This is a genomic window from Halomonas sp. KM072 (genome assembly GCF_050710315.1).
In the GTDB taxonomy this organism is placed as follows: Bacteria; Pseudomonadota; Gammaproteobacteria; order Pseudomonadales; family Halomonadaceae; genus Vreelandella; species Vreelandella hamiltonii.
The window spans coordinates 3,173,939-3,195,865 of sequence record NZ_CP136132.1 but is presented as its reverse complement, the minus strand read 5'-3'; the positions used below and the strand labels follow the sequence as shown (position 1 = coordinate 3,195,865).

Here is a 21,927-nt window from a genome sequence, read left to right as displayed (position 1 = left end):
GACAGTTTATTCATCCAACGCTTGGCTGCTGCGCAGGTGGTCGGGAAGCGCCACGAAGCCTGCCGCCTGCACGATCTGCTGCCCTTCGGCTGAAAAGACCAACTCCAGAAAGGCTTGCTCGGCCGCCGGGAGCGCTTCGCCGGGGGGCAAGTTGACGTAGAGATACAGCGTTCTGGAGAGTGGATAGGTGGCCTTTTGAATATTCGCCACGCTGGGCTCTACCGGGTTGCCTTGCTCATCGGCCAGCGCCACGGCGCGCACCATGGGCGTCAGGTGGTTGTATCCGGCATAGCCCATGGCGTTGGGCGACTCCCCCACGGCGGCAATCACCGCTGCCGCACCGGGATGTTCGCTGATATCGCGGCGAAACTGCCCGCCGCACAAGGCGCGCTGCTGGAACAGCCCCTGGGTGCCGGAGGCCAGGGTTCTGCCGTGCAGGGCAATGTGCCCGTAAGGCCAATCCGTGGAGGGCAGCAGCGCTTCCCACCGCTGCAAGGGCGCATCGGCACCACAGGCGAGGGTGGTAGAGAAGATGGCATCTAGCTGCGCCAGTGACAGGGCTTCCAGCGGGTTATGACGATGTACCACCAGCACCAGGGCATCGCGGGCGACGCTGAGTTGCAGCGGCGGGTAGCCATAACGCTGGATGAACTGCTGGCGCTCGCGTTCGGTCATGGCCCGTGACATGGGCCCGATGCGGGTGGTGCCTGCCACCAAGGCCGTGGGGGCGCTGGCCGACCCCCCCGCCTGAAATTGCAGAGTGATATCGGGGTAGCGCGCATTCAAGGCTTCACCCCAGCGCAGCATCAGCCCGGCCATGGTGTCCGAGCCCACGGTGCCCAGCGTGCCGCTGATGGGCGCTGGCTGCGCCCAGGCAAAGGCGCTGCAGCAGCATAGCCAGCTTGCCAGCAGTAGGCGGTAAGGTCTCCATCGCTGTACACTGTCGCTCTTCAAACGCTGTTCCTCTTGTGATTAACTGGTGCCAGTCTGTTGTTGCAGTGCAGCAATAGGCGCCAGGCCCGACCACAACAATAACCTTGCAAAGCGACGACCTCATGACACCACTGGATTCCGATGTGGACGATGCTCCCGCCCCTAAAGGGCAGCTCACGTTAAAATTACTGGCTTCTCGTCAGGATACCAACCTCTACGGGGACATTCCCGGCGGCTGGCTGGTGAATCATATGGACCAGGCCGCCGAACTGGCCGCTGGCCGAGAGGCGGGTGGGCGCACTGCCACGGTCGCCATCGAAGCCATGGATTTTCTAAGCCCGGTGCGGGTGGGCTCTATGGTCAGTGTATACACCCAGGTACAGGATATTGGCCATAGCTCGATCCGTATCGACGTGGAGGTCTGGGTGCGTCCTCCCCATGGCCGACACATCGAAGAGCGCCAGAAGGTCACCGAAGCGCGTTTCGTCATGGTGGCGCTGGATGATAATGGTCGGATCAGAGCGGTTCACAGCTGATGTGGCCATGACACCGTCGTCATAACAAAGGCGTCATAACAAAAAGGGCGCCGAGGCGCCCTTTTGAGTCGAAGGTGATCAGGCACCCACGCTGTCGCGGCTCTTCAGGTAGGCATACTCGCCTACGTCACTGAAGGGGCGCAGCACGCTCTGGAAGGCCGAGTAGGATTCCCACACGCGACGCGACTCTTCGTCGCCATCGACCTGGCGCTGAATGACTTCTTTGGAGGACTCGTACAGCGCGGCCATGACGTCATCCGGGAAGGTGCGCAGCTGCACGCCGTGCTCGTCGACCAGTGTCTTGAGCGCCTGGGCGTTGCGGTAGGCGAACTCGCTGATCATGGCCAGGTTGGATGCACGTGCCGCTTCGCGAATCACGTCCTGCAGGTCTTCCGGCAGGGCATTCCAGGCGTCCAGGTTGACGGTGCCTTCCAGCGCCGCTGTGGGCTCGTTCCATACCGACGTGTAGTAGTAGTCGGCCACCTGATGCAGGCCGAAGGCCATGTCGTTGTAGGGGCCTACCCAGTCGGCGGCATCCAGAACACCGGTTTGCAGCGAAGTGAAGATTTCGGAGCCCGGCATGTTCACGGTGGTGACACCGATACCGTTCATGGCTTCACCGGCCAGGCCTGGCAGGCGCAGGCGAATGCCCTGCATGTCGGCCAGCGAATTGATCTCTTTCTTGAACCAGCCTGCCATCTGAGTGCCGGTGTTGCCGACGGCAAAGGGCTTGAGGTTGTGGTTGGCGTAGATCTCGTCCCACAGCTCCTGGCCACCGCCATGGTACAACCAGGCGTTCATTTCAGTGGTGGTCATGCCAAATGGCACGGCGGTGAAGAACTGAGAAGCCGCGACTTTACCGCGCCAGTAGTAAGACGCGGAGTGACCCATTTCAGCCGTGCCAGCGGCGACGGCATCAAAGACTTCCAGTGCCGGTACCAGCTCGCCTGCACCGTGAACGCGAATGCGCATGCGGCCGTTAGAGAGCTGTTCCACACGACGAGCAAAGTCGTTAGCACCGGTACCCAGGGCGGGGAAATTCTTCGGCCAGGAGGTGACCATATCCCAGGTGTAGGTTTCGTTAGCGCTGGCGGTAGAAACAAAGGGGGCAGCAGCGACACCGGCGGCACCCAGGCCGGCGGTTTTCAGGAATTGACGGCGTTGCATGGCGGGCATGACTCCGAAATTATTGGATGTTTTTTATAAGCGCAGTGAGCGCAGTGTCCGCCTGCCAGTATGCGCCAAGCAGGTTTTATTGGGCAAGTACCCAGTCCTGCTGGCGGGTCAACGGGTTACATGGGAGTGAGCTTGGCAAATCCGAGTACCAGCCACTTCACGCCTTCGCCGTCAAAGCTCACCTGAACCCGCGCCCGAGCGCCTTCGCCTTCGGCGTTCAGAATGATGCCTTCGCCGAACACCGGGTGGCCCACCCGCTGGCCGACATGCAGGGCGGGCAGGTCGCCGTCGCTTTCGATGCTGGATTGGGCAAAGCTGGGCCGTGACGCGGTCACGGGGCGCGAGACATGGCCGCGCAGACGCACTTCTTCCAGCAGATGAGGCGGTAGCTCACGAAGAAACCGGGACGGGCGTGGGAACACCTCTTTGCCGTGCAGTCGGCGAGTCTCGGCGTGGGTCAGGTAGAGCTTCTGCATGGCGCGCGTCACGCCCACGTAGCACAGGCGGCGCTCCTCCTCCAGGCGGCCTGGCTCCTCCACGGACATCTTGTGGGGAAACAGCCCCTCTTCCACCCCGGCAATGAACACCACCGGGAACTCCAGCCCCTTGGCCGAGTGCAGGGTCATCAGCTGCACGCTGTCTTCGAACTCCTCGGCTTCATGGTCGCCTGCGTTGAGGGCGGCTTCCGAAAGGAAGGCTTCCAGCGCGGCCATGCCTTCTCCGGCTTCTGGGGTCTCGAAGGCATCGCCATGGGTAAAGGCCCGGGCCGCGTTGACCAGCTCTTCCAGGTTCTCGACCCGCGCCTGGCCTTTTTCACCGCGCTCGCTTTGATGGTGTTCGATCAGCCCGGTGCGCGCCGTGACGTGGTCGATGATCTCGTGGAGCGGCAGCCCGGACGTGTCGTTGTCCAGCTGTTCGATCAAGTTGGTAAAGGCCTGCACGGCGTTGCCTGCGCGGCCTCTCAAGGTGCCATCCTGAAGGGTGTCGTGCAGCGCCTGCCACAGCGACACGCTCTGCTCACGGGCGTGATGGCGGACGATTTCCACGGTGCGCGTGCCAATGCCACGGGTGGGCACGTTGATGACGCGCTCCAGGGAGGCATCGTCATCACGGTTGAGCAGCAAGCGCAGGTAGGCCAGGGCGTTCTTGATTTCCAGCCGCTCATAAAAGCGGTGGCCGCCGTAGATACGATAGGGCATGCCTTGGCGAATCAGCGTCTCTTCCAGCAGGCGCGACTGGGCGTTGGAGCGGTAGAGGATGGCCACGTCCCGGCGGTTGAAGCCTTCGTTGACCTTCTCCTTGATGGTATCGACGATATAGCGGGCTTCCTCGAGGTCGTTGAACCCCGCATATACCGAGATAGGCTCGCCTTCGGCGCCATCGGTCCAGAGGTTCTTGCCGAGGCGCTCGCTGTTGTGGCTGATCAGCGTATTGGCCGCTTCCAGAATCGCGCTGGTAGAGCGATAGTTCTGCTCCAGGCGCACGGTATGGGTGTTGGGAAACTCTTCTTCGAAGCGGCGAATGTTCTCGACCTTGGCGCCCCGCCAGCCGTAAATGGACTGGTCGTCATCGCCCACGGCGGTCATCGGGGTCTGCTGGCCGGTGAGCAGTTTGAGCCAGGCGTACTGAAGGGTGTTGGTATCCTGAAACTCGTCCACCAGCACATGGCCAAAGCGCTCGCGATAGTGGTTCAGCAGCGGCGGGTTGTCGCGCAACAGCTCCAGGCTGCGCAGCAGCAGCTCACCGAAATCCACCAGCCCGCCTCGCTCGCAGGTGAACTGGTAGCGCTCGTAGAGCTCGACCATCTGGGCGAGGTACGCATCGCCATTGACGTTCACTTGATGGGGTCGCAGGCCCTCTTCCTTGCAACCAGAAATGAACCCCTGCACCTGGCGTGGCGGGAAACGCTCATCGTCAATCGAGTAGTCTTTCAGCAGCCGCTTGATCAGCCGCAGCTGGTCATCGGAGTCGATGATCTGAAAGTGCTGGGGCAGTCGAGCATCCTGCCAATGGGTGCGCAGCAGCCGGTGCGAGATCGAGTGAAAGGTACCCACCCAGACATGGCGCATGGAGATGCCCAGCAAGGCTTCCAGACGCGTGCGCATCTCTCGGGCGGCCTTGTTGGTAAACGTGACGGCCAGCAGCGCATAAGGGGAAAGCCCTTCGGCCTGCATCAGCCAGGCAATGCGGTGTACCAGCACACGCGTTTTGCCGGAACCGGCGCCGGCCAGTACCAGAAGGTTGCCCTGGGGCGCACTGACGGCTTCCCGCTGGGCCGGGTTGAGATGATCGAGTATCGCCGTGACGTCGTCCATATAAGCCGCTGCCGGTTCAAAAAAGGGGCGACCAGTCTAGCACAGCCAGCACACTGGCTGTGCATACAGCGTGTCTTCAGGACGTTGGCTCAGGACTCTTTATCAGAACCGTTGCTCAGGACTCTTCCGGGTAACGCAGCGTGGTCAGGCTCTTCTTCACCGCTTTCAACTGTTCGGCCAGTTTGGGGCCCCGGGTCTTGGCCACGCCCACCGCCAGCACGTCGATCAGCACCAGGTGGGCAATACGCGAGCTGAGCGGGGTGTAAATCTCGGTGTCTTCGTGCACGTCGATGAACAGCGGCAGGCTCACCTCCTGGGCCAGCGGTGATTCGCTGGGACACAGGCCGATCACGGTGGCGCCTGCTTCGCGGGCCAGGCGAACGCTGGCCACCAGCGCCCGGGTTCGGCCTGTCTGCGAGATGGCGACCACCACGTCGCCCTCCTGCAGGGTCACCGCCGACATGTTCTGCATGTGCGGGTCGGCGTAGGCGGAGGTCGATATCTGCAGGCGGAAAAACTTGTGTTGGGCATCGAAGGCCACCGCGCCGGAGGCGCCAAAGCCGTAGAACTCGACGCGATTGGCCATGGCCAGTGCATTGACGGCCTTGCCCAGCGCTTCGTTATCGAGCCGGTCGCGCACCGACAGCAGCGTGCCCACGGTGGAGTCGAAAATGCTGTGGGAGAATTCGGCCACCGAGTCGCTGTCGTTCATCGAGAACTGCGCGAACTGACTTCCGCTGGCCAGCATCTGGGCTAGCTGCAGCTTGAAGTCCTGGAAACCGTTGCAGCCAAGGGCACGGCAGAAGCGCACCACGGTGGGTTCACTCACCTTTGCCTCGGTGGCAAGGTCCACGATCCGCATATGGATCACTTCATCGGGGTTGCGCAGCACGAACCGCGCGACCTTTTGTTCGGAGCGACGGAAATGCTCCATGCGGCGTCTCATTTCATCGAACAGGGCGCGGCTCACGTTCAGCTCCTTGGGTGCTCAAAAACAAAGGATTACAGTACGACAAAATAAATCTGTTTAAAACGTTCGTTTTTTAATGGCGCTTCATCGTTTGACTCAGCGCTGCGGCAGGCGATTTAAGATGGCATGCCAATGAGTGAGCCAAGCCTAACCTAAAGGCGTTTAAATGCCGTTAAGACATTTGAGCAGAATTCGTCATCATTTTGTCAAGTAGGTTATAGTAAGAAGTGACGTGCCGCACTGCATCATTTAAAAATCAGTCGTCACGGATGCAGGTGGACGTAGGCAACTCACCTGGAGGAGCGTCGATTATGAGAAACGTCGAACGAATGACCTCGGTAAAAAGCGAATTGCTCGACATATTCATGAGTATGGAGGTCGATGAGCATGCCCAACGTCGGCGCAGCGCCGCCCAACGCAGCCTGAGAGCGCGTCGGGGCATCGAGCTGCACCGTGAATTCCAGAAGCTGTCACGGGACATCGCTCCCTTGCCAGACGATGACGACCCGCAAGAGAGCGAACTGCACTAGTCAGCCGAAGAAGAGGCTGGTGAAGGAAGGCGAGAAAGCGTTACGCCACGGTAACGCCTTCTCTATTGGGTAAGCTTGCCGACCCAGCGGCGAGTTAGAACAGGCCTGCCAGAAAAACCACCGTGACCCCGATGGGGGCGACGTATTTGGCCAGCAGGTTCCACAGGCTGTAGTCGTAGACATCCAGCCTCAGCTCCTTGCGCGCTTCTTCTTTATCCAGGCAGAAGGCGAAGAACACGATCGCACCCAGGCCGGTCAATGGCAGCAGGATCTTGCTGGTGAAGGTATCCAGCAGGTCGAAGATGTTCAGCCCAAAGAACAGCACGTCTGCCCATACGTTGAACGACAGCAGCGCCGCGACACCCAGTGCCCATACCGCCACGCCGCTGACCAGTGTGGCCACGATACGTGACATCGACGTGCGCTCTTCGAGAGTTTCCACCACCGGTTCCAGCAGTGAAATGGCCGACGTCAGGGCGGCAAAGGTCAGCAGCAGGAAGAACATCAGGCCCAGAATGGTGCCGCCGGTCATGTTGCCAAACGCCAGGGGCAGGGTGACAAAGATCAGGCCGGGGCCTTCGCCGGCACTCAGGCCGTTGGCAAAGACGATGGGGAAGATGGCCAGGCCCGCCAGCAGGGCGATGGCGGTATCCAGCAGGATGACCGTCCGTGCGGTGCTGATCAGATTGACGTCTTCGCCCAGATACGACCCGTAGGCCATCATGATCCCCATGCCCAGCGACAGCGTGAAGAATGCCTGGCCCATGGCCGCCAGTACGACACCGCCATCGAGAGCATCCCAGTCAGGGCTGAACATGAAGCTCAGGGCTTCACCAAAGTAGCCGCTGGCCATGCCGTATCCCACCAGCACCAGCATCAACACCACCAGAGCAGGCATCATGGTGCGCGCTGCGCTTTCCAGGCCTTTGGTGACCCCGCGTGCCACGATACCGACGACCAATACCATGAACGCCGTATGCCACAGCAGAAGGGCCGAGGGGCTGCCCAGCATGCCGCTGAAGATGTCGCCAATGCTGTCGGCATCCAGACCGTTGAAGCTACCGAGCACCGAGCCCAGCGTATAGTTCAGCGACCAGCCGCCGATGACGCTGTAGAACGAGAGAATCAGAAAGGCAGCCAAGACACCGCTGACACCCACCAGCGCCCACGCTTTCGAGCGGCCGTGGTTGGCGGCCAGTTCGGCCATGGTGTTGATGGGGTTCTTCTGGCCGCGACGGCCAATCATCCACTCGGCGACCAGAATGGGCAGGCCGACCAGTGCTACACAGGCCAAATAGACCAGAACGAAGGCGGCGCCACCGCTGTCGCCCACCATGTACGAGAAACGCCAGATATTGCCCAGGCCAACGGCGGAGCCCGCCGCGGCCAGCACAAAGCCCATGCGAGATGACCACTGTGCATGCGCAAGTTTTGCCATAAATCACCTGTTTCAGTTCGATTGTAATGGGTCGATATCGGCAGATTGCGCCGATGTTCGGAAAAAAGAGATTGCCAGCGTGCTTTTCCGAAAGAACGCGCAATTTATCCGATCAAGGGTAGGCTTGCCAGTGAGCCAGCCTAAAAAGGCGGCCTAAAACAGCTGGCTCTGCTTTTCATCGGCGAAAGGTGCTAGGTCCGCCAAAGCGGCCTTGGCCTGCACCAGGCGATAGAGGTGGCGAGCCATCTGGGGTGACTCACGGTTGTCTGCGGTATGCACAAATAAAAAAGGGGTTTTCCCCTGTTTTATCCACAGGCTGAGCTGTTCTATCCAAGGGGCGAAGTAGCGTGTGTTGATCGCTTTGTCAATATGTCCAATGAAGCGAATGATGGGTTGTTGACCAGTGGAAAGCACGTGTAGCGGGAGTTTCGGCTTCTCCTGCTGGGCGTGGGCCAGCCCAGCGTGTCCTTCATGCGGCGTAGAGAAGACCGGGCGCACATCCAGCATGACTCGGTTGGCCGAATAAGTTATCAACAGGCGGTTCAAGGCCCTCTCTGCCTCACCTTTGTGGAAAAAAACAGGGTGGCGAACCTCTACCGCACAGGGCAGGTGCGCTGGCCACTGGGCGAGCAGGGCTTCCAGTTTGGGGAGTTCGGCAGGGCCAAAGTCTCTGGGTAGCTGCACCATGGTAGGGCCTAGCCGGTCGTGCAGGGGCGTCAGCGCGTCCAGAAACGCCCAGGCATCCCCAGGTCGGGTCAGGCGCTGGTCGTGGGTAATGTGGCCTGGCAGCTTGAAGCAGAAGCGAAAATGCGGCGGCGCCTGGCGCGCCCAGGCGGCGATGATATCCGATTTGGGCGTGCCACTGTAAAACGTCGTGTTGCCCTCCACGCTGGAAAACACCGCCGCATAGTCGCTGAGCAGCTCGGTTTTGGCCTGGCGAGGATAGAGGCTGCCTTGCCAATCCTGATTGGCCCACATGGGCAGGCCAAGATAGAGGGGGAGGGCGGGGGTTGCGCCGATCATGTCAACAGGGGGCCTTCGTCATGCCATCAAAACATCAGTGTAACCGCTATGCCGTGTAACCGGCGAATGGCTGGCGCACGACCGCAAAGCTTGGCATGCTGGCGAAAATCATCACCGGAGAGCGTCATGGGGCAAGGCAAAGTGGTCGTGTTGCACGGGCCAAACCTGAACCTGCTGGGGAGCCGGCAGCCTGAGATCTATGGCTACGACACCCTGGAGGATGTCAATAATCTGCTGCGCGAGCGGGCCGTCATGGCGGGGTGGGATATCCACTGCCTGCAAAGCAACCACGAAGGCGAATTGATCGATGCCATTCATGCTGCTCGACTGGATGGTACGCAGGCCATCATCATCAACCCCGCCGCCTATACGCACACCTCGGTAGCCATTCTGGATGCCTTGAACGCATTCGACGGAAAGGTCATCGAAGTACATCTTTCCAATGTCCACAAGCGAGAGGCCTTCCGCCACCACTCGTATGTCTCGCTGCGTGCCGATGGGGTGATCGCCGGGCTGGGCATACAGGGCTACCGGGCAGCGCTGGACGCCATCATCGCCGTGTGAACGATCTGTTTGCTACGCCTGAAACGCAACAGGGTGCCCCTCGGGGCACCCTGTTGCGTTCAAGCGACCTGCCTTGCGAGGGTCATGCCTTGCGCGGCGTTGCTTTCTGGCCACCTTGCTTGCTGTCATGGGCATCGCTGGGCTGTGGCAGTGAAGGCAGCGACTTGGCCAGCATGTCCACGCTGTGCCGGTAGTAGAGCTGGCTCTTGTTGTGCTCGCCCAGGCTGGCGTACAGGCGTGCAAGCTCGGCACAGACCTCACCGTTCGGGCGCTGGCGCTGGCTGGCCTCGAAATACTCAAGCGCCTTTTCCCACTGGCCAACCCGCAGTGACAGGCGGCCACAGGCCAGCAGCAGTTCCGGGTCGTTGGGGCGCTCTTGCAGCCATTTCTGCGCCTTGGCCAGCTGGCGCGCGGCGTCGACGTTCAGCAGGCCATAGCGCTTGACCAGGCGCGCATCCCAGTGATGATCCAGGGAGTGATTGAGCAGCCGCTCGGCAATCGGTTCTTCGTTGGATTGCAGCAGGGCTTCGGTGTAGAGCACGATCAGCTCGGTGTTGGCCCGCAGATAGTCGGGCATGTCGGCCCATAGCCCGCGAACACGCTCGATATTGGACGGGTTCTTGGCTTCGAACAGAATCAGCTCCCGGTAGGCCTTGAACTCCAGCTGCTCGCGCTCTTGCTGGGTAATCAGCTTCTGCGCGGCCAGGCGTGGAATGAGGCGACGCAGCCCTTCCCAGTCGTTGACGCTCAAATGCACCTGCTTGAGCAGTTTCAGCACCTGAGGGTGGTTGGATAGCTGCTTGTCCAGTCGGTTGAGGATCGCCAGCGCTTCTTCGGGCTGTTGGCGGTCGATCATCAGCTGGGCCTGCATCAGGCCAACGGCGGTATCCGCGCCGTCGGTGGTCAGCTGGGCCTGGTTCAGATGCTCCTGGGACTTCTCGTGGTCGCCCTGATAGTGGGCTGCCAGCGCGGCCGATAGGTAGTTAACGAGTGGTGTGCTGGAGTCGTCGGCGGCGCGCACCAAGGTTTTCTCGGCTTTTTTCCAGCGGCCTTCGGTGAGTGCCACCAAACCACGCACGGTGCGTTTCATGGCGCGACGGTTACGGGCGCGGCTGTTCCAGGTACGGAAGCGACCAACCGGGCGAATAATGCCGGTAAGCAGGCGTAGCGCGAAGTGCAGCACAATAAAGGCACCCAGTAGCAGCACCAGACCAAACCAGAACGAGGTTTGAACCGAGGTGTCGCCCACTCGAATCAGCCAGTAACCGGGCACTGACATCATCAGGTGCCCAAAGAGCGCGCCAACCGCGAGGCCCGCGATGATCAGCAGGATGAGTTTTCTCATGCATCACCTCCATCCTGACGACGCGACTCGAAACGGTTGTCGATGAAGCTGGCCAGCGCTTGCTGTGAGGCGCTGATATCCGGCAGCTCGGGCTTTACTTCGGCCTGCTTCAGCTCTTGAAGGCGGGCTATGACGCTCTGGGTCTCTTCACGCTCGGTGTCGTAGTAGCCGTTCAGCAGCTCCAGGGCTTTGTCGATGCTCGCTTCGTACAGCTCGGGCTCCTCTTTGAGCAGCGCTAGCTGAGACTGCTCGAGAATCAGGCGCAGGCTCTGGCGCAGGTAGGACTCCTGCTCCGGCGTGATCAACGTTTCCAGTGCTTCATCGTGCTGACGAATCACCACGAGATCTTTTAGCTCTTCACCGAAGCGGGCGAGCTGGCGCTGGAAAGTGCCGGTAGGCGGCTGCTCAATGCTCGACGTCACGGCGCGCTCTTCGATCTCTTGAGATAGGCGCAGACCCGCTACGCGCTCTTGCTGGGCATTCAGAGCTAAGTAAATGCCTGTGCGGTCCACTTGAGGAACGGCGTCCAGCGCGGCGAGCTCGTTGGCAATTTCACGACGCACGGGCGTTAGCGCCGGGTTATCGGCATCGGCCAGACGGGCATCGGCGGTGCGCAGCAGAGCGGCGGCACCTTCCACATCGCCTTCGAGCTGCAGACGTTGATTCGCCAGGCGCAGCAGGTAGGCGGCTTCGGCGTGTAGCCAGTCGCGCTCGTCGGTTTCCTGCTCTTGTGACAGTTGGGCCAGCACCTCATCCAGCGTGCTGTTGACGTCGCTGCGATAGCTGTCCAGCTCGCTGCGCAGTTCGTTCATGGTGCTGTCCAGCACCTGACTGCGTTCGGCTTCGCCCTCTTCGATCCGTGACTCAAGCTCGCTGACCGCTTGCTGGGAAGCGCTGTTTTGCGCTTGCTGGGCCAATTCGTCCAGGCGCTGCTGCTGACTATCCAGGCGCTGCCAGCCTTGCCAAGTGATCAGGCCCAGGGCGAGTGCCAGGATAATCACCAGGGCAATGGCTACGCCGCCACCTTTGCCGTTTCCGCCACCGTTGACGGTGGGCGGCGGCGTGGGCTTCGCGCCGCCGCCTGCTGGAGCAGGCCCGCTATGCTTGGCAGGCTTCTCATCTGCCGGCTTGGTGGTGGGTTTGGTGCCGGCAACGTTCTCTTTGGCGGGGTCGACCGCAGCGCTTGCCGCAGGGGCCGCTGTCGTGTTGCTGGTGTTTTTATGCCGACGCCGTGAACGGCTGTTCTTGGCGGCATAAGACGAAGAGCCGTTGGGGCCCGTGTCTTGGGGCGCGGTCGCTGAGGCGTCACCAGCAGGAGTGCCGCCCTTGGATGCATCGGTAGACGCGTGGTTGACGCCTTCCTGATCAGTTGGTTGTTTGCTCATCTGTCGCTAGCCCTTATTAAGTTCCTTGATCGACATCGGCACCCTAGGGGTTACAGGACCGATCCAACGCGGCCACCAGCGCAGCCGGCGTTGCTCCCGACGCCACCTTGAGGTCACAAAAACCCAGTCTACCGGCCAGTGTAGCTAAACGGTGACTGGAAACGATTAGCGGTTGGTTCAACGCTGCTGGACCACACCATTTTGCCAGATATTCAAGCAGTTCGCCGCTGGTGACAATGAGCGCCCGGTAGGCACCTGTGGCGAGGCGCTTTTGCATCGCTGGCGAAGGCGGCTGATAAACCCGCCGATAGACCGCCAGCCGGGTAATAGTGGCCCCGCGTGCCGCTAGAGTATCGGCGATCAGCGTGCGGCCGCCTTCTCCTGCCACCAACAGCACTCGTTGATGTGCTAGGTGGCGAAGCGACGCTAGCGAAAGCAGCGCTTCGCTGGTGTCTTCACCCTGCTGGGGCGGAGGAATACGTACCCGAACCCCAAGCTGATCGAACAGTATGCTGGCAGTGCCCCGTCCAACGCTATAGTAATCAATACCGATAGGTCGCTGTGGCCAGTAGCGATCCAGCGCCTCGCTTAAACAGTAAGCGGCAAAGGGGCTGACGACTACTATCTTATGGTACTGATCAATATCCAACCAGACTTGGCGCTGCGTAGCATCTTCAGGCAGCGCTTCCAGATGCATCACGTCAAGCGACTCCACCCAGCCTTTGCTTGCCCGCAGGGCATCAGCCAGCGTTTCGCCCCGCTCCCCTGGGCGGCAAATCAGTACCGGCTGGCTCATACGTTGCGGCCGTAAACCTCTGCCAAGATATCGCCGGCGCCTTGATCCAGCAGCTCTTCGGCAATACGAATGCCGAGCGCTTCCGGCTCATGGATAGAGCCACGGCCCTCGGCACGCAGTACCTCGGTGCCCTCTGGGTTGCCCACTAGCCCGCGCAGCCACAGGGTATCGTTGGCTTTATCCAGTACGGCGTGCCCGGCAATCGGCACTTGGCAGCCACCCTCCAGGCGCGTGTTCAGGGCGCGCTCGGCGCGCACGCGGGTGGCGGTATCCTGATCGTCCAAGGGGGCCAGTAGCGCAATCAATTCGGGGTCGTGCAAGCGACATTCGATGCCTAGTGCGCCCTGGCCGCAGGCGGGCAAGCATACTTCCGGCGGCAGCGCTTGGGCGATTCGGGCGTCCAGCCCCAGGCGCTGCAAACCTGAGGTCGCCAGGATGATGGCCTCGAACTCGCCGTCGTCCAGCTTGGCCAGCCGGGTCTGCACGTTACCGCGCAGGTTGAGAATCTGCAGGTCGGGGCGCGCTTCCCGGAGTTGCAGGCCCCGGCGCAGGCTGGCGGTACCAATGCGAGCGCCTTCCGGCAGCGCTTCGACGCTGGCGTAATGGTTCGAAACGAAAGCGTCGGTCGGGTCGGCACCTTCCAGAATGACCGACAGCCCCAGCCCTTCAGGGAAGTGCATCGGCACGTCCTTCATGGAGTGCACGGCGATATCGGCGCGGCCATCCAGCATGGCATCCTCGAGCTCCTTGACGAACAGCCCTTTGCCGCCAATCTTGGAAAGCGGTGTGTCGAGGATCTTGTCGCCCTTGGTGGACAGCGGAACAAGCTCGACCTCCAGGCCTTCGTGGGCCGCCATCAGGCGGTCGCGAACATACTCGGCTTGCCACATGGCCAACTGGCTTTTTCGCGTGGCAATGCGCAATTTCGTGATGGGTAACACGTTATTCTCCCTTTGCCGCTGACACGGCGCGTCGAACTGTGATAATTCTCATCATAAAGCACCCGGCCACACAGTAAAAATAACCGGTCCATTTAAGACCCGCGCGCGATGCGCCCAACCCTGCCAGGAAACCTAATGTCAGCCGATGAACCGCAAGGCAAGCTAGACCAGTTCTTCCTGCTTTCCCAGGACTTGTTCTGCTGCATCGACTTTGCGGGCAAGCTGCTCAGCGTCAACCCACGCTTCGAGACCTTGCTGGGGTATGACGCTGCCGCGCTACTGGGCAGGCCCTGTGGTGTCGTGGTGGAGCCCCGAGACCACCCGGCCATCGAAGATGCCCTGGCGCGGCTATGCCGTGGCGAGAAAATCGAGGCGTTTGCGGTCTGCGCATTGACCGCCGATGGTCGTCGCGTATGGATCGAGGTGACCGCCTCTACCGGTGACCAGGTGATCTATGTGATTGCGCGAGATATCACCCAGCGCAAGGCGGTAGAGAAGCAGCTGCGGCGCAATCAGCGCCTGTTCAGGATTGCTGGGGAAACGGCCCATATCGGCGGTTGGTACATGGACATTGCCGCTGGGGTGCCGATCTGGTCAGAAGAGGTGTGTCGCCTCCACGGCATGCCGGTGGGCTATCAGCCGACCCTGGTCGAAGCCTTGGGTTTTTACGAGGCGCGTTCCCAGGAGCGCATCCGGGCGGCGTTTACGGCTTGCTGCGAACAGGGCGTGAGTTTCGACGAAGAGCTCGAGATCGTCACCCAGCACCATCAGCGCCGCTGGGTCAGGGTGATTGGGCGCGCCGTGCGCGATGAGCTGGGGCAGATCATTCAGGTGCAGGGGTCCACTCAGGACATTACCCAGCGCAAGGCCACCGAGCGTCAACTGACCCTGCTGGAGCGCAGCGTGGAGTCCAGCACCAACGGCGTGGTGATCGTCGATGCGCAGCAGCCGGACCTGCCGATGGTTTACGTGAATGCCGCCTTCGAGCGCATCACCGGTTACTCCAGGGATGCGGCCCTGGGGCGCAACTGTCGCTTCCTGCAGGGCGAAGAGACGGACTCGACAACGCTGGCGCTGTTACGCAAGGGCATTCAGGCACAGCGGGACGTGCACGTGGTGATCCGCAACTATCGCCGCAACGGCGCGCCATTCTGGAACGATCTGTACATTTCCCCCGTGCGTGACGACGACGGCGTGGTGACTCATTTCATCGGCGCTCAGAACGACATTACCGCTCAGCGTGAATATCAGGCCCAGTTGAGCCACAACGCCAATCACGACGCGCTGACCGGGCTGCCCAACCGGCTGCTGCTGGACCAGCGGCTGGCCCAGGGGTGCCTGCTGGCCAAACGCTACCACCGTTACCTGGCCGTGCTGTTCATCGACCTCGATGACTTCAAACCCATCAACGATACCCTGGGCCACGAAGTGGGCGACTTCATGCTCCTGGAGGTGGCCAAGCGCCTGGAGGAGGAGCTGCGGCCCTGGGACACCGTGGCCCGATTTGGCGGCGATGAGTTTATCGTGCTGTTGCCGGATTTAGCCCACGAAGACGATGTCTTACAGGTGGTCGAGCGGCTGCTGACACGAGTTTCGGCACCTTACTGGTATCGCAGCAACGAGCTAAGAATTACTGCCAGTATTGGGATTGCCACCAACGATGGCACTATTCAAACGCCGCGTCAGCTCATTCAGCAGGCCGACCTTGCCATGTACAAGGCCAAACGCAGGGGGCGCAACACCTTTCAGTGGTATACCGACGAACTTAACCGCAAGGTCACCAAGCGGGTGAATTTGCGCCATGCCCTGCTGCAGGCCATTGAGCAGGAGCAGTTTGAGCTCCATTACCAGCCGCAAATTCACCATAGCGGGCGGGTCGCTGGGGTTGAAGCGCTGATCCGTTGGTACCACCCAGAGCGTGGCAACATCCCGCCAGGGCAGTTTATTCCTTTGGCCGAGGATACCGGGCAGATTATTCCCATCAGTGAATGGGTGATGGAAACTGCCTGCCGCGATGCGGTGGTGCTCAATGCCGAAAGCACGACCCCCATAACCGTGGCGATTAACGTATCACCCATGCAGTTTCAGCGCCCAGGCTTTTTAGACTCCGTAAAGCAGGTGCTGGCGCGTAGTGGCTTGCCCCCCGCGCTATTAGAGCTGGAGCTGACCGAAGGTGTGTTAATGGATAGCGCCGAACACACCATTCAGGCTTTACAGGCCCTGCGCCAACTGGGCGTGCACATTGCGCTGGATGACTTTGGCACCGGTTTCTCCAGCCTCAGCTACCTCAAACGCCTGCCTATCAACAAGCTGAAGGTGGATCGCTCCTTCGTACGCGACGTCGCCAACGATACTCGCGATGCCGCCATCGTCGAGGGGGTGGTGACCATGGCCGACAAGCTTGGCCTGGAAGTGCTGATCGAGGGCGTGGAAACGGCTGAGCAGTTTGCCTACCTCCGCCAGCTCCAGTGCGACCATTTTCAGGGCTACTACTTCGCGCGCCCGATGAGCCTGACGGCGCTGAAAGACTTCCTGCGCACGCCTTTGGCCTCCATGGATGCCTCTGCCGAACGGCCGTGAAGGTGAGGGCTGCCGAGCACACTGAGCAGAGTGCTAAAACGGCGTGCCGCTCGGCGGGGTGACTCTGGTACACTTTCCGGTAACGACTCCTTTAGTTTTGTCAGCAGGATATATCACCGATGAGCCAAGCTACGAATCAGTCCTGGGGCGGCCGCTTCAGCGAGCCTACCGATGCCTTTGTCGCACGCTTCACCGCGTCTGTGAATTTCGACCAGCGCTTGGCGCGCCAGGATATCCAGGGCTCGATTGCCCACGCCACCATGCTGGCGCGGGTGGGGGTACTCACCGAGGACGAGCGTGACGCCATCATCAATGGCCTGACCGAGATTCAGGGCGAGATCGAGCGCGGCGAGTTCCAGTGGTCGGTGCCGTTGGAAGACGTGCACATGAACATCGAAGCGCGGCTGACCGACAAGATCGGCATCACCGGCAAGAAACTGCACACTGGCCGTTCGCGCAACGACCAGGTGGCCACCGATATTCGCCTGTTCATGCGTGATGAAATCGATGTGATCGAGGCCGAACTGACACGGCTGCGCGATGGCATGATCACGCTGGCCGAGCGGGAAGCCGACACCATCATGCCTGGCTTCACCCACCTGCAGACGGCACAGCCGGTCACTTTCGGCCACCACCTGCTGGCCTGGCAGGAAATGCTGGCCCGCGATCACGAGCGCCTGCTGGATTGCCGCAAGCGGGTCAACGTGATGCCGCTGGGTTCGGCAGCGTTGGCGGGCACCACGTACCCCATCGACCGCCACGTGACCGCCGAGCTGCTGGGCTTCGAGCGCCCATCGGAAAACTCGCTGGATGCCGTGTCGGATCGCGACTTTGCCATCGAATTCACCAGCTTCGCCAGTATCCTGCTGATGCACCTCTCGCGCATGAGCGAAGAGCTGGTGCTGTGGACCAGCGCGCAGTTCAATTTCATCGATCTGCCTGACCGCTTCTGCACCGGCTCCTCGATCATGCCGCAGAAGAAAAACCCCGACGTGCCCGAGCTGGTACGTGGCAAGACAGGCCGCGTGTATGGCCACCTGATGGCGCTGTTGACGCTGATGAAGTCCCAGCCGCTGGCCTACAACAAGGATAATCAGGAAGACAAGGAGCCGCTGTTCGATGCCGTCGATACCGTGCGCGACTGTCTGAAAGCCTTTGCCGACATGGTGCCCGCCATCGAGCCGAAGAAAGACAGCATGTACGAGGCTGCGCGGCGTGGATTCTCGACCGCCACCGACCTGGCCGACTATCTGGTACGCAAGGGCGTGGCATTCCGTGATGCTCACGAAATCGTCGGCCTCTCCGTGGCCTACGGCCTGAAGAGCAAGAAAGACCTCTCGGAAATGACGCTGGAAGAGCTGCAGCAGTTCTCCGCGATCATCGAGCAGGACGTTTTCGAGGTGCTGACACTGGAGGGCTCGGTGGCGGCGCGTAATCACATTGGTGGCACGGCACCGGACCAGGTGCGTGCCGCCGCCAGCCGTGCCCGTGACGCGCTGAAAGCGCTCCAGGGTGTCTCATGATGCGCGTTGCCAGTGCCTTGGGCGCGCTGCTGCTGGTGGCGCTGCTGCTGGTGGGCTGCGGCCAGAAAGGGCCGCTCTACTTGCCTGACGATACATCCGATTCGGCCGCCGAGCAGGAGGGGTAATGGATCACTTTAACTATCGCGATGGCGTGCTCTATGCCGAAGACGTCCCGCTGACGACGCTGGCCGCCGAGCTGGGCACGCCCTGTTACGTCTACTCCAAAGCCACCCTGGAGCGTCACTTCCGGGCCTACACCGAAGCGCTGGGCGGCCATCCGCACCTGATCTGCTATGCGGTGAAAGCCAATTCCAACCTGGCGGTCCTGGGCTTGCTGGCACGTCTGGGTGCCGGGTTCGATATCGTCTCGGTGGGTGAGCTGGAGCGGGTGCTCAAGGCGGGAGGCGACCCCGCCAAGGTGGTGTTCTCCGGCGTGGCCAAGCAGCCCCATGAAATGGCTCGGGCCCTTGAAGTCGGGATCAAGTGCTTCAACGTCGAGTCGCGCCCGGAGCTGGAGCGCCTGAACGCCGTGGCGGGTGAGCTGGGGAAAATCGCCCCGGTCTCGCTGCGCGTCAATCCGGATGTCGATGCGGGTACCCACCCGTACATCTCTACCGGCTTGAAGGACAACAAGTTCGGCATTCCCGTCGATGATGCGCTGGACGTGTATCAACTGGCTGCCAGCCTGCCCCATTTGCGCGTGACCGGTCTGGATTGCCACATCGGCTCACAGCTGACCGAAACCGCCCCGTTCTTGGATGCCCTGGAGCGCCTGCTGCTGCTGATGGAGCGCCTGCGCGAGCAGGGTATCGAGATCGACCACCTGGACCTGGGAGGTGGCCTGGGCGTGCCTTACCGCGACGAGAAGCCGCCCCAGCCCTTCGACTACGCCAGCCAGCTGCTGGCGCGCCTCTCCCGCTGGGAAGGCGGCGAGACCCTGACGCTGCTGTTCGAGCCGGGCCGCTCCATTGCGGCCAACGCGGGCCTGATGCTCACTCGGGTGGAGTTCCTGAAGCCTGGTGAAACCAAGAACTTTGCCATCGTCGATGCGGCCATGAACGACCTGATTCGCCCGGCGCTGTATCAGGCGTGGCAGGCCATCGTGCCGGTGGATACCCGCCAGCCTCGTGAGAACGCCACCTACGACGTGGTCGGCCCTGTGTGTGAAACCGGCGACTTCCTGGGTAAAGAGCGTGAGCTTGCTATCGCCGAAGGCGATCTGTTGGCAGTGCGCTCAGCCGGAGCTTACGGTTTTGTGATGGCGTCGAACTACAACAGCCGCCCGCGCCCGCCAGAGGTGATGGTGGATGGCGACACGTACCACGTGGTGCGCGCTCGGGAAACGCTGGAAAGCCTGTGGGCCGGTGAGGCGCTGCTGCCGGAAGGGGCGCGCTGATGCTGCTGCACTTCACCAAAATGCACGGCCTGGGCAACGACTTCATGGTGGTGGACTTGGTCACTCAGCGGGCGCGCCTGCGGGACGAGCAGATCCGCCAACTGGCGGACCGGCGCTTTGGCATTGGCTTTGACCAACTGCTGATCGTCGAGCCGCCCCGCGACCCGGACATGGACTTTCGCTACCGTATCTACAACGCCGACGGCAGCGAAGTGGAGAACTGTGGCAACGGCGCGCGCTGCTTTGCCCGCTTTGTGCGCGACCAGCGTTTAACCCACAAGCATGAAATCCATGTGGAAACCGCCGGTGGCCCGCTGGTGCTCAATGTTCAGCACGATGGCATGGTACGGGTAGATATGGGTAGGCCGCGCTTCAACCCGGCGACGCTGCCGTTTGAAGCGCCGGGTGATCAACCGCTGCATGAGGTAGATGTAGACGGTGAAACGCTGCAGCTTGGCGTGGTCTCCATGGGCAACCCCCATGCTGTCCTCCAGGTAGAGAGCGTGGATAGCGCCCCGGTGGAGCGCTTGGGGCCGCTGTTGGAGTCGCATCCTCGGTTTCCCAAGCGGGTCAACGTCGGCTTCATGCAGGTGGTCTCGCCCAGCGAGATTCGTCTGCGGGTGTTCGAGCGTGGCAGCGGTGAAACCCTGGCCTGTGGCACCGGTGCCTGTGCGGCGGTGGCCAGTGGGATTCGTCAGGGGCTTCTGAAGAGCCCAGTGAAAGTGCATTTGCCCGGCGGGCAGCTCAGTATCGAGTGGCCTGACCCCGAAGCGTCACTCGTCATGGTGGGCCCTGCTACCCGGGTGTTTGATGGTCGGGTATCACTCAACTAATGCGAGGAGAACGGCGATGTCTCAAGCTCCTGAGCCGCGCAAAACGCTCGACCCTGACCAAGTAGCGTTCTGGCTGGCCCGCCATCCCGATTTTTTCATCGGTCGTGAGGGGCTGCTGCAACAGCTGAAAGTCCCGCACCCGCATATCGAGGGAGCGGTGTCGCTGCTCGAACGGCTGGTCATCGACCTGCGCCAGCGGGCCGAAACGGCGGAGGGCCGCCTGGAGCACCTGCTGGAAACCGCCCGCCATAACGAGGCCCAGTACCGCCGCCTGCGCGAAACGCTGCTCAGCCTGGTAGAAGCAGAAGACCGCGATGCCTTGGCGCAGGCGCTGGCGACTCAATTGAGCGAGCGTTTCCAGACGCCCGCCATGGCGCTGTGGTGCCCGGCCTCCTTGAGTGACGCAGAGCCCGCGCCGCCGCAAGCGCCCCGGCATGTGCTGGACCAGCACGCCGGTGCCCGCCTGGCGGCGTTGCTGGATGGTCGCACCAGCCGCTGCGCCAAGCTCAGCGTCAGCGACTGGAAGTGCCTGCTGCCCCATGCCAAGCCCCCGCGCAAGGCGGGCTCTTGTGCGATTACGCGGCTTTCCGCAGGCGAATCCCTGGGCTATCTGCTGCTCGCCAGCCCCGACCCCGATTGCTATCGCGCCAGCATGGATACGCTGTTTACCGAGTATCTGGGTGATATCGTTGCTCGGCTGTTGCTGCGCCTGGGGCCGTTGGGTTCGGTACCCCATGGAGAGTGACTCTCCGCTGGGGCAGGCGATAGAGGGCTATCTGGCCCATCTGGCCAGCCATGCCAGCCCGGCGACGGTGGCTGCGTATCGGCAGGATCTGAACGCGTTCTGCCAGTTTGCCCTGCAGCGCGGCGTCACTCAGCCCCATGGCTGGGACACGGCGCTGGCGCGGGCCTTCCTGGGGGCCGAGCGCAGCCGTGGCCTTGCGCCCCGCAGCCTGGCGCGCCGCCGAGCGGCGCTCTCTCGGTTTGCCGATGCGCTGGTGGAGCGCCAGGTACGGGCGGACAACCCCGTGGCGCTGCTGCGCACTCCCAAGCAGCCCAGCCACTTGCCCCGGCCACTGGATGTCGATGCGCTGGCTCGCTTTCTGGATACGCCCCACGATGGCACGCCGCTGGCGCTGCGGGATCAGGCCATGCTGGAGCTGTTTTACTCCAGCGGGTTGCGTCTGGCCGAGCTGGCTGCGCTGGATGTCGCCCACTTGGCGGGCCAACACGTGCGGGTCATGGGCAAGGGCAGCAAGCCCCGCCAGGTGCCGGTGGGTGTTCGGGCTCGGCAGGCGCTGGAAGCCTGGTTGGGCTGCCGTGACGGGTTGGCTGCCAGTGAAGAGCAGGCACTGTTCGTCGGCCTGCGTGGGCGACGTCTAGGGCATCGCGGCATCCAAAAGCGACTGGCCCAGCTGTCGGTACTGCGCGGCCTGCCAGAGCATCTTCACCCCCACCGTCTGCGCCACTCGTTTGCCAGCCATCTGCTGGAGTCCAGTCAGGACCTGCGGGCCGTACAGGAGCTGCTGGGGCATGCCAATCTATCGACTACCCAAGTCTATACGCGGCTGGACTGGCAGCACCTGGCCGAGAGCTACGATGCTGCCCACCCACGCGCCAAACGCCGCCCCAGTGAGAGTTAA

Annotated in this window: 20 protein-coding genes; 10 read left to right on the top strand and 10 right to left on the bottom strand. The window is 61.8% G+C overall.

The genetic code is table 11. From position 1 onward, the window contains the following. Positions 1–6 precede the first annotated feature (6 nt). Positions 7–954: a PstS family phosphate ABC transporter substrate-binding protein gene (locus tag RVM26_RS15120; RefSeq protein WP_498939499.1), complete on the bottom strand. Its 948-nt coding sequence runs from the start codon at positions 952–954 to the stop codon at positions 7–9. A gap of 101 nt (positions 955–1,055) precedes the next feature. Here RVM26_RS15120 and RVM26_RS15115 point away from each other — a divergent pair, with 101 nt between their 5' ends. Further along, on the top strand, positions 1,056–1,469 hold the full coding sequence (locus tag RVM26_RS15115; RefSeq protein WP_039178866.1) for an acyl-CoA thioesterase: 414 nt from the start codon (positions 1,056–1,058) through the stop codon (positions 1,467–1,469). A gap of 78 nt (positions 1,470–1,547) precedes the next feature. Here RVM26_RS15115 and RVM26_RS15110 read toward each other — a convergent pair whose 3' ends face one another. The 3 genes from RVM26_RS15110 to hexR all read right to left on the bottom strand — a co-directional run bounded on the left by RVM26_RS15110 (position 1,548) and on the right by hexR (position 5,930). Next, complete coding sequence (locus RVM26_RS15110) at positions 1,548–2,636, bottom strand: TRAP transporter substrate-binding protein (protein WP_498939497.1); 1,089 nt, start codon at positions 2,634–2,636, stop codon at positions 1,548–1,550. A 125-nt stretch (positions 2,637–2,761) separates the two neighbouring features. Next, positions 2,762–4,960, bottom strand: a complete 2,199-nt coding sequence (gene uvrD, locus RVM26_RS15105) for a DNA helicase II (protein WP_227407341.1) — start codon at positions 4,958–4,960, stop codon at positions 2,762–2,764. Between the two features lie 115 nt (positions 4,961–5,075). Beyond that, a complete protein-coding gene (gene hexR / locus RVM26_RS15100; protein ID WP_287807016.1) occupies positions 5,076–5,930 on the bottom strand; it encodes a transcriptional regulator HexR in 855 nt (284 codons plus the stop codon). Positions 5,931–6,241: 311 nt separating this feature from the next. Here hexR and RVM26_RS15095 point away from each other — a divergent pair, with 311 nt between their 5' ends. Continuing rightward, positions 6,242–6,460, top strand: coding sequence for a PA3496 family putative envelope integrity protein (locus RVM26_RS15095; protein ID WP_016915471.1), 219 nt, complete (start codon positions 6,242–6,244; stop codon positions 6,458–6,460). Between the two features lie 94 nt (positions 6,461–6,554). Here the strand turns inward: RVM26_RS15095 and RVM26_RS15090 are convergent, their stop codons facing one another. Continuing rightward, positions 6,555–7,898: a sodium-dependent transporter gene (locus tag RVM26_RS15090; RefSeq protein ID WP_039178859.1), complete on the bottom strand. Its 1,344-nt coding sequence runs from the start codon at positions 7,896–7,898 to the stop codon at positions 6,555–6,557. A 153-nt stretch (positions 7,899–8,051) separates the two neighbouring features. Next, the gene (locus RVM26_RS15085) at positions 8,052–8,921 is read right to left on the bottom strand and encodes a DUF72 domain-containing protein (RefSeq protein WP_498939495.1); all 870 of its coding nucleotides are present in this window, start codon (positions 8,919–8,921) and stop codon (positions 8,052–8,054) included. A 126-nt stretch (positions 8,922–9,047) separates the two neighbouring features. Between RVM26_RS15085 and aroQ the strand changes: the two genes are divergently transcribed. Further along, positions 9,048–9,485 (top strand): type II 3-dehydroquinate dehydratase, encoded by a 438-nt coding sequence (gene aroQ / locus RVM26_RS15080; protein ID WP_227407339.1) that lies wholly within the window; start codon positions 9,048–9,050, stop codon positions 9,483–9,485. Between the two features lie 82 nt (positions 9,486–9,567). Here the strand turns inward: aroQ and RVM26_RS15075 are convergent, their stop codons facing one another. Genes RVM26_RS15075 through hemC form a run of 4 tightly spaced genes read right to left on the bottom strand, consistent with a single transcriptional unit; the run spans position 9,568 to position 13,952 of the window. After that, positions 9,568–10,830: a heme biosynthesis HemY N-terminal domain-containing protein gene (locus tag RVM26_RS15075; RefSeq protein WP_498939493.1), complete on the bottom strand. Its 1,263-nt coding sequence runs from the start codon at positions 10,828–10,830 to the stop codon at positions 9,568–9,570. Continuing rightward, positions 10,827–12,215 carry a uroporphyrinogen-III C-methyltransferase gene (locus RVM26_RS15070; protein ID WP_498939491.1) on the bottom strand — a complete coding sequence of 463 codons (1,389 nt, stop codon included), beginning with the start codon at positions 12,213–12,215 and terminating at the stop codon, positions 10,827–10,829. Before RVM26_RS15070 ends, RVM26_RS15075 begins: the two co-directional genes overlap by 4 nt. 43 nt (positions 12,216–12,258) lie before the next feature. Further along, positions 12,259–13,011: a uroporphyrinogen-III synthase gene (locus tag RVM26_RS15065; protein ID WP_498939489.1), complete on the bottom strand. Its 753-nt coding sequence runs from the start codon at positions 13,009–13,011 to the stop codon at positions 12,259–12,261. Beyond that, a complete protein-coding gene (hemC, locus tag RVM26_RS15060; RefSeq protein ID WP_498939487.1) occupies positions 13,008–13,952 on the bottom strand; it encodes a hydroxymethylbilane synthase in 945 nt (314 codons plus the stop codon). The genes RVM26_RS15065 and hemC overlap by 4 nt, the downstream gene beginning before the upstream one ends. A 135-nt stretch (positions 13,953–14,087) precedes the next feature. Between hemC and RVM26_RS15055 the strand changes: the two genes are divergently transcribed. From RVM26_RS15055 to RVM26_RS15025, 7 genes are all read left to right on the top strand, one after another. Next, a complete protein-coding gene (locus RVM26_RS15055) occupies positions 14,088–16,532 on the top strand; it encodes a sensor domain-containing protein (protein WP_498939485.1) in 2,445 nt (814 codons plus the stop codon). Between the two features lie 119 nt (positions 16,533–16,651). Further along, positions 16,652–18,055 carry an argininosuccinate lyase gene (gene argH / locus RVM26_RS15050; protein WP_498939483.1) on the top strand — a complete coding sequence of 468 codons (1,404 nt, stop codon included), beginning with the start codon at positions 16,652–16,654 and terminating at the stop codon, positions 18,053–18,055. Further along, positions 18,055–18,180: an LPS translocon maturation chaperone LptM gene (lptM, locus tag RVM26_RS15045; RefSeq protein ID WP_016915462.1), complete on the top strand. Its 126-nt coding sequence runs from the start codon at positions 18,055–18,057 to the stop codon at positions 18,178–18,180. The genes argH and lptM overlap by 1 nt, the downstream gene beginning before the upstream one ends. Next, positions 18,180–19,451, top strand: a complete 1,272-nt coding sequence (lysA, locus tag RVM26_RS15040; RefSeq protein ID WP_144981446.1) for a diaminopimelate decarboxylase — start codon at positions 18,180–18,182, stop codon at positions 19,449–19,451. Before lptM ends, lysA begins: the two co-directional genes overlap by 1 nt. Continuing rightward, positions 19,451–20,284 carry a diaminopimelate epimerase gene (dapF, locus tag RVM26_RS15035; RefSeq protein ID WP_089675438.1) on the top strand — a complete coding sequence of 278 codons (834 nt, stop codon included), beginning with the start codon at positions 19,451–19,453 and terminating at the stop codon, positions 20,282–20,284. Before lysA ends, dapF begins: the two co-directional genes overlap by 1 nt. Before the next feature lie 16 nt (positions 20,285–20,300). After that, positions 20,301–21,029 (top strand): DUF484 family protein, encoded by a 729-nt coding sequence (locus RVM26_RS15030; protein WP_287807038.1) that lies wholly within the window; start codon positions 20,301–20,303, stop codon positions 21,027–21,029. Then, positions 21,019–21,927 (top strand): tyrosine recombinase XerC, encoded by a 909-nt coding sequence (locus tag RVM26_RS15025; RefSeq protein ID WP_287807040.1) that lies wholly within the window; start codon positions 21,019–21,021, stop codon positions 21,925–21,927. Before RVM26_RS15030 ends, RVM26_RS15025 begins: the two co-directional genes overlap by 11 nt.

What these genes read in the sequence shown, in the direction of transcription:
- aroQ (WP_227407339.1), top strand. Translation starts at nt 9,048, where the DNA reads ATGGGGCAAGGCAAAGTGGTCGTGTTGCACGGGCCAAACCTGAACCTG.
- RVM26_RS15115 (WP_039178866.1), top strand. Translation starts at nt 1,056, where the DNA reads ATGACACCACTGGATTCCGATGTGGACGATGCTCCCGCCCCTAAAGGG.
- RVM26_RS15030 (WP_287807038.1), top strand. Translation starts at nt 20,301, where the DNA reads ATGTCTCAAGCTCCTGAGCCGCGCAAAACGCTCGACCCTGACCAAGTA.
- RVM26_RS15110 (WP_498939497.1), bottom strand. Translation starts at nt 2,636, where the DNA reads ATGCAACGCCGTCAATTCCTGAAAACCGCCGGCCTGGGTGCCGCCGGT.
- RVM26_RS15085 (WP_498939495.1), bottom strand. Translation starts at nt 8,921, where the DNA reads ATGATCGGCGCAACCCCCGCCCTCCCCCTCTATCTTGGCCTGCCCATG.
- RVM26_RS15095 (WP_016915471.1), top strand. Translation starts at nt 6,242, where the DNA reads ATGAGAAACGTCGAACGAATGACCTCGGTAAAAAGCGAATTGCTCGAC.
- RVM26_RS15070 (WP_498939491.1), bottom strand. Translation starts at nt 12,215, where the DNA reads ATGAGCAAACAACCAACTGATCAGGAAGGCGTCAACCACGCGTCTACC.
- lysA (WP_144981446.1), top strand. Translation starts at nt 18,180, where the DNA reads ATGGATCACTTTAACTATCGCGATGGCGTGCTCTATGCCGAAGACGTC.
- RVM26_RS15065 (WP_498939489.1), bottom strand. Translation starts at nt 13,011, where the DNA reads ATGAGCCAGCCGGTACTGATTTGCCGCCCAGGGGAGCGGGGCGAAACG.
- RVM26_RS15075 (WP_498939493.1), bottom strand. Translation starts at nt 10,830, where the DNA reads ATGAGAAAACTCATCCTGCTGATCATCGCGGGCCTCGCGGTTGGCGCG.
- dapF (WP_089675438.1), top strand. Translation starts at nt 19,451, where the DNA reads ATGCTGCTGCACTTCACCAAAATGCACGGCCTGGGCAACGACTTCATG.
- argH (WP_498939483.1), top strand. Translation starts at nt 16,652, where the DNA reads ATGAGCCAAGCTACGAATCAGTCCTGGGGCGGCCGCTTCAGCGAGCCT.
- RVM26_RS15025 (WP_287807040.1), top strand. Translation starts at nt 21,019, where the DNA reads ATGGAGAGTGACTCTCCGCTGGGGCAGGCGATAGAGGGCTATCTGGCC.
- lptM (WP_016915462.1), top strand. Translation starts at nt 18,055, where the DNA reads ATGCGCGTTGCCAGTGCCTTGGGCGCGCTGCTGCTGGTGGCGCTGCTG.
- RVM26_RS15055 (WP_498939485.1), top strand. Translation starts at nt 14,088, where the DNA reads ATGTCAGCCGATGAACCGCAAGGCAAGCTAGACCAGTTCTTCCTGCTT.
- uvrD (WP_227407341.1), bottom strand. Translation starts at nt 4,960, where the DNA reads ATGGACGACGTCACGGCGATACTCGATCATCTCAACCCGGCCCAGCGG.
- RVM26_RS15090 (WP_039178859.1), bottom strand. Translation starts at nt 7,898, where the DNA reads ATGGCAAAACTTGCGCATGCACAGTGGTCATCTCGCATGGGCTTTGTG.